The sequence below is a fragment of the Actinoallomurus sp. NPDC052308 genome, from assembly GCF_040679195.1.
In the GTDB taxonomy this organism is placed as follows: domain Bacteria; phylum Actinomycetota; class Actinomycetes; order Streptosporangiales; family Streptosporangiaceae; genus Actinoallomurus; species Actinoallomurus liliacearum.
In genome coordinates this window covers 1-16,245 of the sequence record NZ_JBFAUM010000056.1, presented here as the reverse complement: position 1 = coordinate 16,245, position 16,245 = coordinate 1, and the positions used below count along the sequence as shown (strand labels likewise).

General features: G+C 69.0%; 3 protein-coding genes. All 3 read left to right on the top strand.

Features of this window, described 5'->3' with window-relative positions:
* Positions 1-441 (top strand): hypothetical protein (locus AB0L00_RS45115; protein WP_364444324.1); only part of this gene is annotated, 441 nt, incomplete at its 5' end.
* Between the two features lie 14 nt (positions 442-455).
* A complete protein-coding gene (locus AB0L00_RS45110; RefSeq protein ID WP_364444322.1) occupies positions 456-665 on the top strand; it encodes an EsaB/YukD family protein in 210 nt (69 codons plus the stop codon).
* A 311-nt stretch (positions 666-976) separates the two neighbouring features.
* On the top strand, positions 977-16,245 hold a 15,269-nt coding region (locus AB0L00_RS45105), incomplete at its 3' end, for a histidine-type phosphatase (protein ID WP_364444319.1).

The window sequence follows — 16,245 nt, the reverse complement described above, 5'->3', positions numbered from 1 at the left end:
ACCCGCCGGTACCGGCACTACAGGTTCGACGTCGTCGTGACCCTGACCGGCCGCCGCGGGACTCTCCGGGTGCCCGTCTCCGGCGGCATGTACGGAATGCTGCCGCTGGAACAGGGACCGGACGATGCCTACCGGCTGGCCGATGACCTGGAGAACGCCCTGCTGCACCTGTTCGGCTCCCGTCCCGCCGACGCTCCGGTGCCCGTCCCGTTCCCTCCGCTGTCGGAGCCCGCCCCTATTCGGTGGCAGGGCAGCAGTTACAGCACACCCGATGAGAATGGGATAACGGCCTGCGTTGAGGTCTCCGCCATTTCAGTGCTTCATGTGGCCGACGGCGGTGTGCCCGCGATGCCGAGCGGGGCTCATGGGGACACCGGAAAGGGGGACTGGAGGCCGCGGTTTCCCACGGCAAGAATGGCCGGGCTCGATCGCGAACCTTAAGGGGTGCCTCTTTCGTGGATGAGCACTGCCGGATCACCGTCGTGGGTGAGCGACGCCAGGTCGACCTCGCGGTACCCGCCGACGCGCCGATCACCAGCTACGTCAACACGCTGGCCGAGTTGTGCGCCCGGCCAGAGACCGACGTCATGCCGGCCGCCTGGTCGTCGGTGCTGCCCACCGGCGAGCCGTACGCGCCCGGGCACCGAAGCCGCCGGACGGCCTGAGAAGGTTCGGGCGAGCCATGTCGATCGTGGCCGGCGCATCGGCGGAGGACGGGCGAATCGGGTGGCGCTCGTCACGCCACAGCACGGCCGGCCACGGTAGGACCGGTGCTGGGGCGGCGTGTGTACAGGTCGCGCGGGGGTGGCGCCATGCCGATGGGGCGATCGCGCTGGAGGCCGGGACCCGGGGGCCGGTCCTTTCGCAGCCCACCATGGGCGTGGCCGGGGGTCAGGGCGTCGCTGGATCGGTGCCGGCGTCGGGGCTGAACGCCTGGCGGGGGGAAGTGGCCCGCCGGATGGGGCTCCCTGCCGTGATGCGCACCGATGTCGTGCCGGTTGTGAACGGGGCGGTCGGTGGGGAGGTGGCCGGCCGGTCGGGTGATGTGGTCGGCGGACGGTCTGTCGCGGGCGGTGTGTTGTCGGCGCGGGAGATCGAGGACCATGCCGCTGCGGTCGCCGAGGAGGCCAGGAGGGCTGACAAGTCTCGGCCCGGCGGTGCGGGCCTGCCGGCCGGACCGGATTCGGGTAGCGAGTATTGCCGGTCGGTGCTTACTGGTTTGTCGGGTCGGTGGCCTGTGACGCCGCTGCCGGATATGAAACCGGCAGCGTTGACCGCGTGGGAGGATCTGCTTGTTTCTCTGGTGCGGGCCGAGCCTGGCGCGCACGCTTATGTCTGGTTCCGCCGTGGCTGGGTGAATCACGGGATCGTTCTGTATCACAGTGGTGATGTGGGTCTTGTGCTGGTCGATCCTGATCAGCACGAAGAGGCCGGTTACACGATTACGGCCGGTACCAGGAAGGTGAGCGACTGGCTCACTGATCGGTTCGGCACGCGGGAAGGCTCTCCGCCGGTCGGTGAGGTGCTCTCCCTTGATACGCAAGGTCAGGTGGTCCCCGCTCTTGCGGAGCTGTCGGCGTCGGAGCGGGCGGCGGCGTTGGAGTTGTTCCAACTCGCCCTGGAGAAGCCGCCGGGCCACGCTGCTCCGCCCGCGCCGTCGGATCTGCGGCCGGCGGCGAGTGTTCCGGGGGCACACGGGTTCGCCGCCGCGCCGCCGTCGGCCGGCGAAGGCGACGCGGAGACGGTCGCGGCGGCACCGATCCATCAGGTCGTGAACCGGCCGGACGAGGGCCCACGACACCCCGCCCCGCCCGCGCCGTCGCCGGGGGCGCTCACACCGGAGCAGGGCGACTCGTCCGCCCGGCCGGAGTCCGTGACGAGCCGGCCTGTGTCATCCGCGGAGGAGGCGGCGCGGCTGGCGGGCCTGTCGCCGGATGAGCGGATGTCGGAGCTGCAGGCTATGTCCGCCGACGATCGGGAGGCGCTGGGTTCGGATCGCGAGTTCATCAGTGAGTTGAAAAAGTTGTCTCGGGAGGACTTCGCGTCCGCGGTGGCGCAGCTGATGATCCGGGTGCCGTCCGGGGTGGAGCAGCCCGCGACGGCCCGGCAGCAGTTGCATGCGATCCTGACGCGGATGCTGAGCCATAACCCGGATGTGGCGGAGAAACTGATCACTGCGGGTGGCAGGGTGTTCATCATCCCGCGGACCGTCTCGCTGACCTCGCTTGAGCCCTGGCGTCAGGTCGTCGGCCACGACCGCACGCGCGGTATTACGAACCGTGACACGGCGTTCGCTGCGGTGCCGGAGGAAAATCTTGTCGGCGAGATCTCTACGGTGCACGATCCGTACCCGACCGGCTTTTCTGTGGTTACGCATGAGATCGCTCACCTGATCCACCTTCACGGGCTCGGTGTCGAGGATAGAAAGCTCATCTCGCAGCGCTATAAGAGTAAGCTGGAATTTGCAAAGTCGGGGTTCAATGTGCAATGGCCGGATGGGCCATTGACCACGCGCCAGGGGGAGACGGCCTACAACTATTCAGCTAAGAATGAGACCGAATACTTCGCGCAACTGACGAACGCATATCTGGGGACGAACGCCGGAATCGACTTGACGACTCAATGGCCGAGGAACAACGGTACGGACTGGGTCGTTCGGCATGAGAATGTGGCGATTGTTCGTCTTCTGGAGAAGATCTACGGTCCGGTTGTTGAAGGTCTCCGCGCCAATCCTCTCTGGCAGACGCAGGCGGAGAATCGTATGTACCGGGCCTTCCGGGAATTCAACGGTGAGCCGGGTGGGGATGTCGTAGAGCCGGCGAGGGATGCTGGGGCTGATCCTTGGGCAATTTTCGGTGAGTTCAACCCTAAGGCTTTTACGTTCATCTTCGGCGGTGGTTCGCGGAGTCCGGAGCAGGTGGCGCGCTGGGTGGCTCGTAACACGGACCACAGGCTGGGTGATTCCGTGACGCTGGTGCCTCTCAATGCTGAGGAGCCGGGCGAAGACTGGGACTCCTGGGAGGATGAGGTCGGCTTCGGCGACTTCGCCGAGGCGCTGGCCACGCATCTCGGTGGACTTGTCGCCGTGGCTGATCCGGTCGGCCAGACCAAGACCACGTATCGACCGCAGTTTTGGCACTTGTCCGCGGATCAGCGGGAGGCGCTGGCTTCGGATCGGGATTTCGTGCACCAGATGCGTGTGTCGTTGCGTGCGGCGGAGTTCGCGGCCGCGGTGGCGGATTTGATGATTCGGATGCCGCCGGGAGTGGAACAGACCATGACGGCCCAGCAGCGGTTGCGTTCGATCATCATGACGATGCTGAGCAACGACCCGGAGATCGCGGAGAAGGTGATCAACGCGGGTGGCAGGGTGTCCATCATCCCGCGGGCCGAGTCGTTGACCTCGCTCGGGCCCTGGCGTGCGTTCGCTGGGAAGGAGCTTGCCGGAGGCAGACCCGCCGACCGGGAGCGCAGTATCCGTACCGGCGCACTGGCCGCGGTTTCCGAGGAGGATCTTCTCGGCGATAGGTCTTCTTTGGGCGTGTCCTCTCCGGCCGGCCATTCCGATGCCGTGCATGTGTTCGCGCAGTTGCTCTACGCCTATGGTCTGAATGTCAAAGCGAAGAGCAAAATCCTAGCCTCTTACAATAAAAAGCGGCAGCAGTCGGATGCGATATGGCCCGGCGGCTCGTCGCGCCTTCCTGACGGCTCCGATCGCCCTGCCGACCCAGGCGAGTACTTCGCGGCCCTCACGAACTTCTATCTGGAGGCGCACGCCGCCCATAGCCACTATACCGATAAGGGGAGTCTCACTGGTTGGTCCGCTGTTCAGCGGCATGACGAGGACATGCACGGTCTTCTGCTGGCCATCTATGGCAGGAACGCCAAAATAGCGGAGGTCGATCCGCCGGGGCAGGAGGACGACCCGGTGGAAGAAAAGGCGGAATCGTCCGCCGGGGCCGTGTCGGCAGAATCCGGGTCTGCGGCAGGCACGGCCGCCGTACCGCGTGAGCCGGAGCGGAACGAGGAGCAGGGGACCCTGCCACGGCTGTCAGCAGCGCCGGCACCGGCGCCGGCACCCACGGGCGATGGCGTGGCAGCTTCTGCTGCGGATGCACAGGCCGCCGTTGAGACGAGCGTGGCTGCGACCGATACGCCGGCGGCACCCCGGCCGCTGCCGCCCTGGTATGCGGCGAACGGTGGGCTCGGTGACGGGCACGTGTCGTCGGTGACGGACGTGGTCGCCAGGTCGGTGCCGGGGGGCAAGGTCGCCGAGCCGGTCGACGATTGGATCAACTCGGTGACCGCCGGGTTGGACCCGTCGGTCGCGGGCTCGGTGCGCACGGAGATCCTCGCGCTGTTGACCGACAGTGATCCCAAGACCTGGGAGAAGCTGCTGCGTCACGGCAGGCTGATCGTCGTCAGGGGCGTACGGGTCAAGCTCACGTTCTCCGCCGAGGAACTGGACTATGAGCCGCCGGCCGACGCGCCGGTCGATCCGGGCTACCAGGAGTACTTCAGCAAGTACGGCGACACGTCGTTCTCCGAGGGCGATTCGCGTCATGTGCGGTCGGCGAGGAGCGGCAGGCTCGAGCCGATCTTCTTCCTGGCGGTGCAAGGGGGGACGCAGGCCGCGTTGTCGCATGCGGGGCCGACGGGGAAGATCACGGTGGAGCGTGGGTACTCCTCCGGGCACAGCATCGCGATGGAGGTGCAGTCGGGGAACCGGGTCATCGCCAATGCCACGCACTCCTACTCGGCCCGGATCCGGATCCGGGCCACCGTGAACCGCGAGTTCCGGCCGAGCGTGGCACTGCCCGGCAAGGCGCGGCTGGCCTATCCGCAGGCGTACTCCTCCGCCGCGGAGACACCGGCCATGACGGAGACCGTGGAAGACGGCGGGCATCCCGTCGTGCGCGTGGCGGATCCGGAGGTCCTGCACGGGCTGGACTACGCGGTCAACGCGGCGCTGCCCGAGGAACTGCTGGTCGGGCTGGCCGAGACGCTGGAGAACGAGTTCGGCCTTTCGGCCGAGGACGCCGACGTGATCGTCCAGGACGCGGCCGAGGAGTACTTCAACGAAAAGACGATCAAGGACCGTAGCCAGTGGTGGCTGACCGACAGCTGGGTGTCGGGGGTGCTGGCGAAAAAGGTGCAGTGGGTCTTCGGTAAGAAGGTGATGGGCGAACTCGCCAAGAGGGTGCCCCGCCTCTCGGAGTTCCAGGGGCATCTGGAGATCAGCGGGCAGCCGCACACGGTGCGTTATGTCACGACCACCGATGATCCGGTGCTGCTCCGTAACGACATCGCGGACACGGCGCTCATCCGGGACGGTGAGACACACGACAGCGGTGCGAGCGTCACCCCGGGGGTCGCGCTGGGGATCGAGCTCGGTGAGCACCTGACCACCCCGACCGTCGACATACCGAAGGTGGGGTCTTCTCGCGGCCACGGGTACACCGTCGGCCGCGAGGGGCAGGCCAAGATCGCGGTCATGCGGAAGGACCGTCTGGTCCGTTACCGGACCGAGTACCGGTTCACGGTCGCCATCAAGTCCAACCTGGGCGACGCGGCCTTCACCGTGCCGGTGGTGGGCGAGTTGGGCATCGGCCGCGGGCACGCCAAGGAGTTCGAGCGCCGGGCTCTCGGCGGAGTACTCACCGGCTCCGGACTGGTGACGGCCGAGGAGTTCGAGGCGCCGGTCGCGCGGTCGGCGGTGGCGCCGGAGCTGCCGGCCGGTCCCCGGACCTGGTTCGTATCGCGGCTGATGTCCGGGTTCGCCGGTAGTACGGCACCGCCCGAGCCGTTCGGCGAGGACGGCGTACGGGACGTGGAGGACCTGCACGGGCTGGCCGACCAGCGGCCCGTCGAGATCGCGATACCCGGTGAGCTGTACGACACCCTGATGCCCGAGTTGTCGTCGGAGACCTGGCGGGGACTGTTCGGGCACGACAACGTCACCTGGGTGCTGATGGACGCCGACCGGTCGACTCTTGTCTCGCGCGCCGAGGAGCCGGGTACGGCGCCGTGGCGGTACGTGCTGGACGACCAGGCCCGGGTCAGCGGTGCCCTTTTCATGCATGAGCAGCCGGGCGGTGCGCGGGAGCCGCGGGGATGGGTGCCCAACCCGGCGGCGACGTCGCCGCTTGCGGTGGTGGAGACCCACGCCTGGCACGAACCTCTGGAGCGGCCGCTGCGTGCGGCCGGCATGGGCTCCATCGCCCGCTTCTTGAAGGACGGTGGGATCCCGCAGGTCCAGCTCACCGAGGCGTTGCGACTGCGGCTGGGGAACTCCGCCGAACCCGCTGCGAAGAGCGCGGACCCGGTGATCCAGGCCGTGCGCATGATGATGGCGACGCGGATCCCGGTGATAGCCGCGGACGGCCGGCGGCTGGGAGGCGGACAGGACGGCGCGCACGAGCCGGAGAAGCGGTTCGTCGTCGATGAGTACGGCAGGGTCCGCGCGGGTCTGCGGCCCTGGCGTCACGTGGTGCATCCGCGTGAGCCGCTCGCGCTGGCCGCCCGGAAGGGACTGGGCAAGGGCATCGTGCGGGAGACGCCCGGGCTGGAAGAGATCTACCCGCAGGTGACGAAGGCCCTGGCGCATCAGATGCGCTCGGCCGGCGTCAAGCTCTCGGCGGACGAACGCCAGCACCTGGCACGGGTGCTGGCCACGAAGTTCGGTGTTCCGGGGCTGCGGGGCGAGTACCCGGGTCTGATCGATGTCGGTGTGAGCCACCAGGCGGAGGCCGACGGCTACATCTTCACCGCCTCGCTGGACGGCGAGTTGCGGGCCCTGCGCCGGGACCCGGTCGCCGAAAGCGATGTCACCCTGGATTCGCAGCGCAAGGGCGTCGCGTCGCTGGACGTCGAGGAAGAGAAGGGGCTGTCCGTCAGCGGCGGCTTCAACATCCGGTTCCGGCTCAAGCTGAAGAATCTGTTCAGCATCGACCTGGACGTTCTCAGCCTCTTCGCCAAGCGCGGCTGGACGCACAAGATCATCGACAGCACCGGCGTCAAGGAGTACCGCCGGGACAAGACCTCCGGCGACGTCACTCGTTTCGAGTACGAGGCCGTCTACACGCTGGCCGTCACCGCCCGCCGGCCGTCCGAAGGCGTCGTGTCGGCCCAGGTCCGTGAGTTCTCCGGCGACCGGTACTGGACGGCGGTGACCGTCTCGGACGAGTATCTGCCGGACAAGCCGGTCCCTGCCGACGAGGTGGCCACCTTCGGCGAGGCCACCGTGGTGAGAGGCCCTCTGGACGAGGACGGCATCAAGCGGCTGGCCGGCTCGCCCGGCTCACAGCCGGGTACCGAGTTCGACCTGAACAAGCAGGGCATGTCCGGTATCCGGGTCACCCTCTCCGGCCTGGCGGAGATATCGACGAACCTCGCGCAGCTGGTGGCGGCGCACAACAAGACGTCGTGGGTCGGGACGAAGGCCGATCCGTTCCAGCAGGTGCTCGCCAAGATCGTGCCGTCCGGCCGCAGGTACGGCGTGGCGCAGCGGATCCTGCGTAGCGGCACGCAGACGTTCATGGAGGCCGGTGCCCCGGCCATGCTGCGTAAGCGCGGCCTGGCGATCCCGCTGCCGCCGACCAAGGACGGCTGGAACCAGGAAGTGCGGATCCGGCTCCGTACCTTCAACGTCCGCTACGAGAAGACCGTCCACGGCGCCACCCTGGAGCAGTACACCGAGACGGACCCGCGTTTCGCCGAGGAGGACGGCGCGGAGAACTCGCTCGAGGGCGGCGGCGGGCCCGGCGGTGTCATCCGCCTGGGCATTCCCAAGGCGGAACAGGCGGAAGGCGGCCGGACGACCAGCCAGAAGACGAGCAACCAGCTGTCGGCCGGCGTCAGCGGCAGCGGCGAGATGTCCCGGGGCGCGCACCAGGGCGATCAAGGTGGTGCCCTGGATCTGAACCTGGGCACGTATTCAGGAGACAGCGAGCAGTTCCGCGCCGAGCCGGTGTACACGATGGAATATCGGCGCTGGCGCGGCGGGCGCCGTAGAGGCTGGCGCCGGGCCGCGCACTGGGGCTCCGCCCCGCGAGCCTCCTACCGTGCCGTGCGGCACGCGAAGATCTCCGGAGGGTCCGAGTTCCTCGTCCCCCATGTTCGCGCGGTCGACCACGGCCTCTCCGTCCGCAGCGATGTCCCGGTCAAGCCGGACGAACGCCGACATGTCCACCCGGACCTCGCCATGGCGGCCGCGTATGTCGAGAAGGTCAACGCCGAAGACCTCGTCGACGTCATCGAGAACCTTCTCGGCGGCGACCTCGAACCGGAGATGCTGCGCGCGGTGGAGGCGGGCTTCTCCGAAGACGCCGTCCGCGCCCAGTTCCCGACCGAGCGCAGGGCCGCGATCCACCAGATCTTCAAGAGCCCCGCGACGTTCTGGCGTAAGCGCAGCCTCTGGGAGTACCTGAAGATCCCCGCGCAGCTGGAAGGCACGCTGCACACCGGAATCCGGGTGACATTCGAGGAGGAGTCACTCACCTACGAGCGGCCCCGGCCCGACGTCAGGGTGACCACGGGCGGGCAGGGCTTCGTGCAGAGGGGCAAGGGCCGCAGCCGCGGCCGCGCCTACCAGGGAGGTGTTTTCGTCCACGGGCGGTGGGCCACCGCGCCGAAGGGCTTCCGGCCGGCCGGTGGCGGCACCATCGAGTACGCACGCAGACGCAAGACAACGGTCGGGGCGACCCGGGTCACACGCGACATCCGCCGTGCCACCGCCAAGGACACCTCCCAGGAGTTCGCCCACACCGGCACCTTTCGCGTGGAGGTCTTCCACCACTACTCCTCGAACGAGCTCTTCCGCCGGGCCGGGCAGCTCATCGGGCTCGCACCGCGCCTCGTGGAGGTCTTCACTCACGGGGAAAGCCGGCGCCTGTGGCAGCGCGTGTTCCCGCCGACCCGCCCATCGGCCGCGACGGCCGAGATCCCCGGCCGGGCGGCGGTCCTCGTGCCCACCCATCTGACCACCACCGCCCCATCGGCCGCCCCGTCCGTTCCGGCCGGGCCGGTACGGACGGCCATCACGCGCACGCCGGCTCCGCCCGTCTCTCCGCTCGCCGAAGCGCTCGCCGAGCACGTACAGGCGCTGTCGATGCCCGGCGCCGACCAGTTGCCGCTGTGGGCTCCGGCCGCCGCGATCCCCGGGCGCCGGATCGACCAGGACGCGCTGGCAGGCGGCATCCCGCCGATCGTCGATGAATTCGAGCCGACCCGGCAGGACGGTCTCACCGCGGACATCGCCCTCTCCGAGGAGAACCTCAAGGCCAACATCGCCCCGCTCCTGCGCGCCGCGTTCCGCTCGCCACTGCTGAACCGCGAACACCTGACCGTTCAACTGGTGCCCACCCGGGGACGCTGGGTGCACCGCGGCGGGTACACCGCGCTCAACTTTCCCGAGGAGGCCGAGGAGCCGGAGCGCGAGACCGAGATGAGCGGCGGCTTGACCCGCGGTCTGGAGTTCGACCTCGGCCACAGGATCGGCAGGCCGATACAGGAGGGCGCGGAACAGTCCTTGCTCGACCCCGGGGCGTCACGCGACCGGGGCCGCGAGAACGTTCGGGTCCAGAAGAACTCCACCGGCGACTACGTCGAGTCCAACCGGCAGCGCGACGGCGACTTCGACTACTACGTCTTCGACGCCGAGTACCACATCACGGGCCCGCACCGTCACCACGTCGTCGTCACCGTGCCGGACGGTTTCTTCGGCATGCTCCCGGCCACGGTGGTACGGCGACTGATCGACGCCCGGGCCCTGGACGTCGAGCCGCCTCCGCTGGACGACGATCTGCTCCCTGCCGAGTGGGCCCAGAACGGCACCCTCCCGCCCGAGGCCACCGCACACATCCTCGATCAGGCCGGCGGGGCGAGCGCGCTGCGCGACCGGACACTGCGGCTCTGGTCCAAGGCCGAGCATCTGACGTCGGCCACCACGGCGGCACGGCGGCTGACCACCCAGACCGGAGTCCCGGTCGAGCTGCTCATCCACGAGGACGACGGCTCGATCAGCCGGCACCCGGTCATGAGAATCGCCGAGTCGCCCGGCGGCTATGCCACGAAGACGCCATACGTGCCACAGCAGGATCTCCGGACGTACGAGCAGCCGCCACCGGGTTTCACGCCGGTGTTCACCCAGAGCGTCTTCCATCATGGCTCGCGAGCCGAGACCAAATCCGACTACGGGGACCAGATCCTGGGGCTGTGGGAGGTGGCAGCCGGCGAAGGCGCTCTGACCCGGGACGGCGAGGCGTTCGGCCCGCAGGTACGGTCGCTGCGCGACGCGTTCACGGAGATCGGATACGGCAACCTCAGCGGCCGGGGCAGGCAGGAGTTGCGGGACGCCGCGGTGCGGATGCGTGAGCGACTCCCCGGACTGTTCACGAGGATCGCCGAGAATTCCGAGCGAATCGACGTCGTCAACTCGGGCAAAGGCCGCGCGGTCGAGAGCGGCAACGCCTTCACCGCCGCTCTCGCCGCCCGCGACCCGGCTCTGAAGCCCCTCCTAGGCTCGGCCAGGACCGACCCCGACCTGCTCCACTTCCACATGGCCGCGGGTGGTGCCGAGTACCGGAGCTACCTCGCGGGCGACGAGCGCCTCGCGGCCAAGCTCCAGGAGATCGAGCAGCAGCCGGCCATGCAGGAGGCGGCCCGCAGCGTACTGCTGAAGATCTTCACCCCGGCCTTCGTGGATCGGATCTTCGCCGGAGAGTTCGCTCCGATCGGTGCCCGTATCGGCACCGGTGTCGACGCGGCCCATGCGGTGTACCGGCTCCGCAGCTTCGCTCCGTTGATGAGCCATGAGGGCACCTGGGACCTGGAGCGTTACGTCACTGCGGATGACGCGTCCTGGTTGGCCTACCTGAGTGACGCGAAGACCTTCTACAGGAAGGGCCCGGGCTTCGAGGACAGCGACATCACGTACACGATGGCGAATGTCCTGCTCGACGACTTCTTCGCGAACATCGAGGCCAAGCGGGCGGGGACCAGCGACCTGGGGGCCGCACTGCGCTTCGCCCACGCCGAGGCGATCATTCCGTTCGCCGTTCTCCTGGGTCTGCCGGGCAGTGAGAAGACGGCGACACTCGCGTCGCCGGACACCCACGCCGACAACCCCTGGCGGGGCGAATCCGTGTCCCCGATGGCTGCGAACATCCAGTGGGACGTGTTCCAGAACGGCGACACGTACCTCGTGCGAATGCTCCACAACGAGAAGGAGACCCCCTTCGGACGGGGCGCCCAGCCGGTGTCGGAGAACAGCATGTTCTACGACCTGGACGAGTTGCTGCGTAGCTATGGACGCACGACGGTCCGCGCGCGGGGCGCCGAGGCCGGGACGACCGTCCCGCGGTGGTCACCGCCCAGGCTCGGTGGGGAGGCGACCAGGCGGGCGTATCCGTGGCTGCCGAAGATCAACCCCGCCAGGGGCGGCGACTCCCTGACGAACTGCCTGCTGACGGGGATCGGCGTGGACCTCACCTTCGAAGAGGCGCTGCTGCACCTGGGCGAGGACCCCGGAACCCTTCCTTACTACCAGGTCCCGCCGGACGCCGCCTCGCCGTACGAACACCTCGCCAGCTACGGCAAGGGCGACCCGCTCGACGTGCCCGGCTACAAGGCGATCTACGACGCGATGCACGCGGCCGGGCGGGGCGCGCGCGGCATGGTCCTGGTCGGCGTGCACGACACCGACGTCGACCACGTCTTCAACGTCGTCCACGACGACAACGGCGTCGTCTTCCTGGACGGGCAGAAGGGCCGGGAGGCGTACCTGCCGGGGGGCTTCCGCAGCCTGCGGTTCCTGCCCACCAGCGAAGGCTTCCCGCGCGAGGCCGTCGAGGTCGCCCCGGTACCGTGGCGGCACGGACGGTTCCTCGGCGCGGAACCCGGCCGCATCGTCACGCTCAGCGAGATCGCCGGCTCTCAGCCAGAGGCCGAGGCCGAGCCCGTGACGGATCCGTTCGCCGGTCCGGGACGGCGGCTGGGCGGGCGTGCGGATGTCGCGGGCTCGGGCAGTGAGATCCGTGCGCAGGCCGCAGAAGAGCGGGCCAGGCGCGAGCCACCAGCGGTCACGTCCCCGGATGCGAAGGCCGCGGACGAATCCGAGACGTCGGAGCGGTCTGCGTCCGCGGAGGCACAGGCCGCTTCCGGGCCCGCCGTCGAGGTGAGCCGGAGCCTCGCACGCCCGTCGAACACCGCGAACGCCGTCTCGGCGCCGCGTGCGCGCCGGTTGGGGGCCTGGACCGCCGTCGACCGTGCCCGTGCGACGTTGGACTCGCTGGCGGAGGAACGCCGGGCTCAGGTGATGAAGGAGGCGAGTGCGCTTTTCGGTGATCTGAGCGGTCGGGTGCCGTCGGTCATCGATTCGGGTGGTCGGGTGTCGCCGGTGGATCGGGCGCGTCTGCTGGTGGCGGCGGAGCTGGCCCGTGCGAGCCGGGCGGCCGGGGAGGGCCTGGCCCGGCGGCTGGCGCACGAGCTGGAAGAACCGCTGGTGCCGCGCGTTCCCATCGACAGCGCACGAGTGGACGTCGCCCGGACCACGCTGGAACGACTGCGGAACGATTCCGAGGAGCGATACGCGCAGATCCTCGACGAGGCGCGGCTGATCGTCCGGCAGCTGACCGGTGTCGCTCCGTCACCTGCCGGCGTACGGGGGCGGGCCCGCAGGCTGACCGCGGTCTGGTTGCTGACGGCGGCGGAGATACCGTGGGCCGGTCACCGTGCCGCCCAGGATCTGGCGGCCGACCTGATCGGCCTGCCGCGCCTGCCGGAGTCCGGGGTCGAGGCCGGTTTCGTGAACGGCCTCGCGAACGCCGCCCGGCACGATCCGGCACGGGCCCGTACGACGCTGGGTCTGCTGTCCCCCACTCGGCTGGAAGGACTGCTGAACCCGACGGACGGCATCATCCGTGAGGCGATCACCCGGCCGCGGACCGGGCAGCCCCGGTCCCGGGCGCCGCGCGAGTGGCGGCTCCTGGTCGCCGCCGAAATCGCCCGTTCCGGAGAACAGGCCGGCGAAGACCTCGCGCGGAACCTGGTCGCCGACAACCCGCCGCGCCCCGCCGACGCGACGACGACCACGACTCCGGCGGCCACGGCACAACCGCGCATGCCGATCGAGGACGTGCTCAAGCAGACGCGTGCGGTCGATGTCGACGGCCGTCCGGTGGCGGTCCTGCTGCCCGGAGCGCTGGAGGAGGCCGGGCTGGAGTCGCTCGGCGCCAGGATGAGGGGTCTGGCCGCCGTGCTGCCCGAGGGGGGCGTGTTCGTCTTCGGGACCGTGCGGGACGGCCTGGTGATGGCCGGCGAGCACGAGGTCACGGTGGAGGCGACGGCGGCGGCGATCACCCAGTCGGCGCCGGGCCTGAGCCCGTACTTGCTGATCGACGGTGGTGCTGGTGTGGCACAGCCGTTGTCGCGCGTGTTGGACGGACCGGTCGTGGCCACTCCGTATCGGGTGGAGTTCGATCCGGTCACCGGTGACGTGACCTCGGTGCGCTCAGGTGACACCCCGTCGGGCTCGAGTCCTCGGGACGAGTGGTTCCGCGTGTTCTCCCTCCTGGGCGCGGTGGAGGGCGAGCCGATCGTCCCGGCGCTGTTCGGCCGGGGGCGTCGAGACGGCCTCGTCTCGGATACGGAGCCGAGCCCCGAGCCGGATCCGGGCTCCTCGTTCCCCTCCGCCGGGGAGCAGCCGCTGGAACTGCCCGGACTGCCGGAGCCCTCTGCTCCGCCGAAGGCACCCGCTCCGCCGGAGGAGGTGGCGACGCCGATCGACGCGGATCCGATGATCCGTTCGATCGGTGTGCCGCGTGCGGGCCTGCCGCAGATGCCGGCGCTGCTGCGGCGGATCCGGCAGGCGCTGGACGAGGCCGGGGTGAATTACACCGAGAACGAGTTGGCCCTGCTGACGCATCGTCTGCTGGCCAATTACCGGTATCTCGGCATGAACGATGCGGCCGGGGAGACGGGTGACAGCGGCTTGCAGGTGCCGATCGGCGATGGCGAGTTGCTGGTCACCCTTGACGCCACCGATCCGCACGCCGTGCGCAACCCGGCCGGTTCTACGCTCACGCCGTCCGCTCTGCCTTCGGCGGAGGGGGAGCATCACGCCGTCGGCACCACCAACTCGGTGTTCGCGACCGGTGCGCACGCCCAGTCGCAGAGCGGGCAGACGGGTGCGACGCGTGGCGCGCTCTCGTTGACCTTCGGTGTCCCCGTGGCGCCCGGTGTGATCATGCGGTTCGGCGGTTCGCTTTCCGGCACGGCCAACCAGTCGAACCGGTCCGACACGCACATCGCCGATGCCGAGGGCGGTCATGTCGAGGACAACCGCACCGAGCACAAGCTGATCGCCTACACGGCGAAGTGGTCGTTCAAGGTGCGTACGGACCCGGAGCGAAGCTGGAACCGGACGCCCGTCCACCGGCTCGACGAGCCGACCGGCGAGCGTCTCCTGCTGTGGATTCCGGATCACTATCTGGAGAAGGCCCCGTCGGATCAGGTGACCGCGACGGGGGAGACGGTCAAGACCACGAAGCTGCCGTCGTACTTCTTCGCCTCTGGTCTGACGAACCTGCCCCGGTTGTTCGACGAGATCGCGGTGAGCCTGCGGGAGAGCGGGTTGAAGCTGCCGATGGGCAGTTCGATCCGGCAGGAGTTGCTGCAGAAGCTGTGGAACCTGGACATGCACCTGGACGCGGCGGTCAACACCGCTCGTGGGTACCGGTTCAGGCTGCACAACAAGTACGGCCGGCCGGTGGCGACGGTGTCGGTGAAGTCCGAGCGGCTGACCGGCGCCCCGCGGGTCGGTGCGACCAGCGACAAGTCGCACATCGAGAACGTGCGGACCGCCATCGACGGCTGGAGCGGCGGTCACGCCATCACCAACAGCAGCGGCCTGACGTTCCCGAGCGTCGAGGTCGATCTGGGGGCGCCGGTATCGGGGTTGGAGAAGGCCGGCCTGGGCATCAGCACGTACCTGAGCATCAGGTCCTCGTCGAACACTGACGGGATCTCGGCCGGGCGGACCGGTCTGCACGTGTTGGTGCCGCGCGACACCTCGTACACCAACGCGTACGACATGTCGTTCACGCACCGGGCGACGGTCGGCGTCCGCGGCAAGCGAGCGCCGAGGACGACCCGGCCGGTCCCCGGCAGGGCGCTGGTCCGGGTGCCGGAGGCGGCCGCGTACGAGCACGGTCTGCCGGTCGACCGGGAGGCGCTGAAGAATCCACCCGCCCACGGCGGCACCCGCCCGTACGAGGCGGACGCGATCCGCGGTACCGGCAGGCGCGACGACGACCCGGAAACCAAACCGGTGCCGCGCTACGTCGCGGAGGGCAAGGGCGTCGGAATGGGCTTGGTCATGGTGGCCGACGCGACCGTCGAGCGGATCCGGGGAGAGCTCATAGCCGAGCTGCGCAAGACCGGGTTCCTGTCGGCCCGGGAGGACGACCCGTTCGCGGGATACGAGTGGTACGGGCACGGCAACAAGCTCGACAGCCTGGTCGACAGCGAAGAGCTGTTCGACAAGATGGTTTCCAGCCGTGGCCTGGACTCCCACTATGACCAGATCCACCAGGACGGCATGACGTTCACGCTCCGCAAGCGCCGCGGTGGCATGGGCGTGGACTGGGACGTCGATTCGGCGAAGGTCACCATCAAGGCGCGGAAGAACCCCGCACACCCGCCGGAGTTCAAGCGCAGTACGGACGAGTTCCACACGGTCAACCTGGCGATGGGCATGGACAGCGCCGGGATGTCCGTCAGCCACTCGCGCAAGATCGCCTTGGGTCTCAAGTTCAAGGGGCTCTTCCAAGCGCTCAGGGCGGCGATGATGGGTGTCGAGTTCCAGCGGAGCGTCGGTGCCGCCGACGCGGTGGGCTTCCTCAACAACCGTCCCGAACTGCTGGAGTACCCCGGCAAGGTCGATGAGTTCGCGCTGACCAGCGACTATGAGATCACTGTTGAGTACCAGCACTCCGGTGTGCAGGGCAGGGTCCGCAAGAGCGTCCGCGACCCGGACCCGATCACGGTCGAGAACCAGACCGCCCTGGCGTACCTGCTGCCGCTCGGCACCGAGGACGGCCCGATATTGCAGGGCCCGACGCCGGCCGAGGTCCTCGAACAGGGCGTCGTGTACTTCGTGGACACCACCGGCGTCCGGGGCGCCGTCACGGCGCTGGGGCGGATGACGGATCCGGCCGGTACGGCGTCCGCGGCCCGGGACACCTT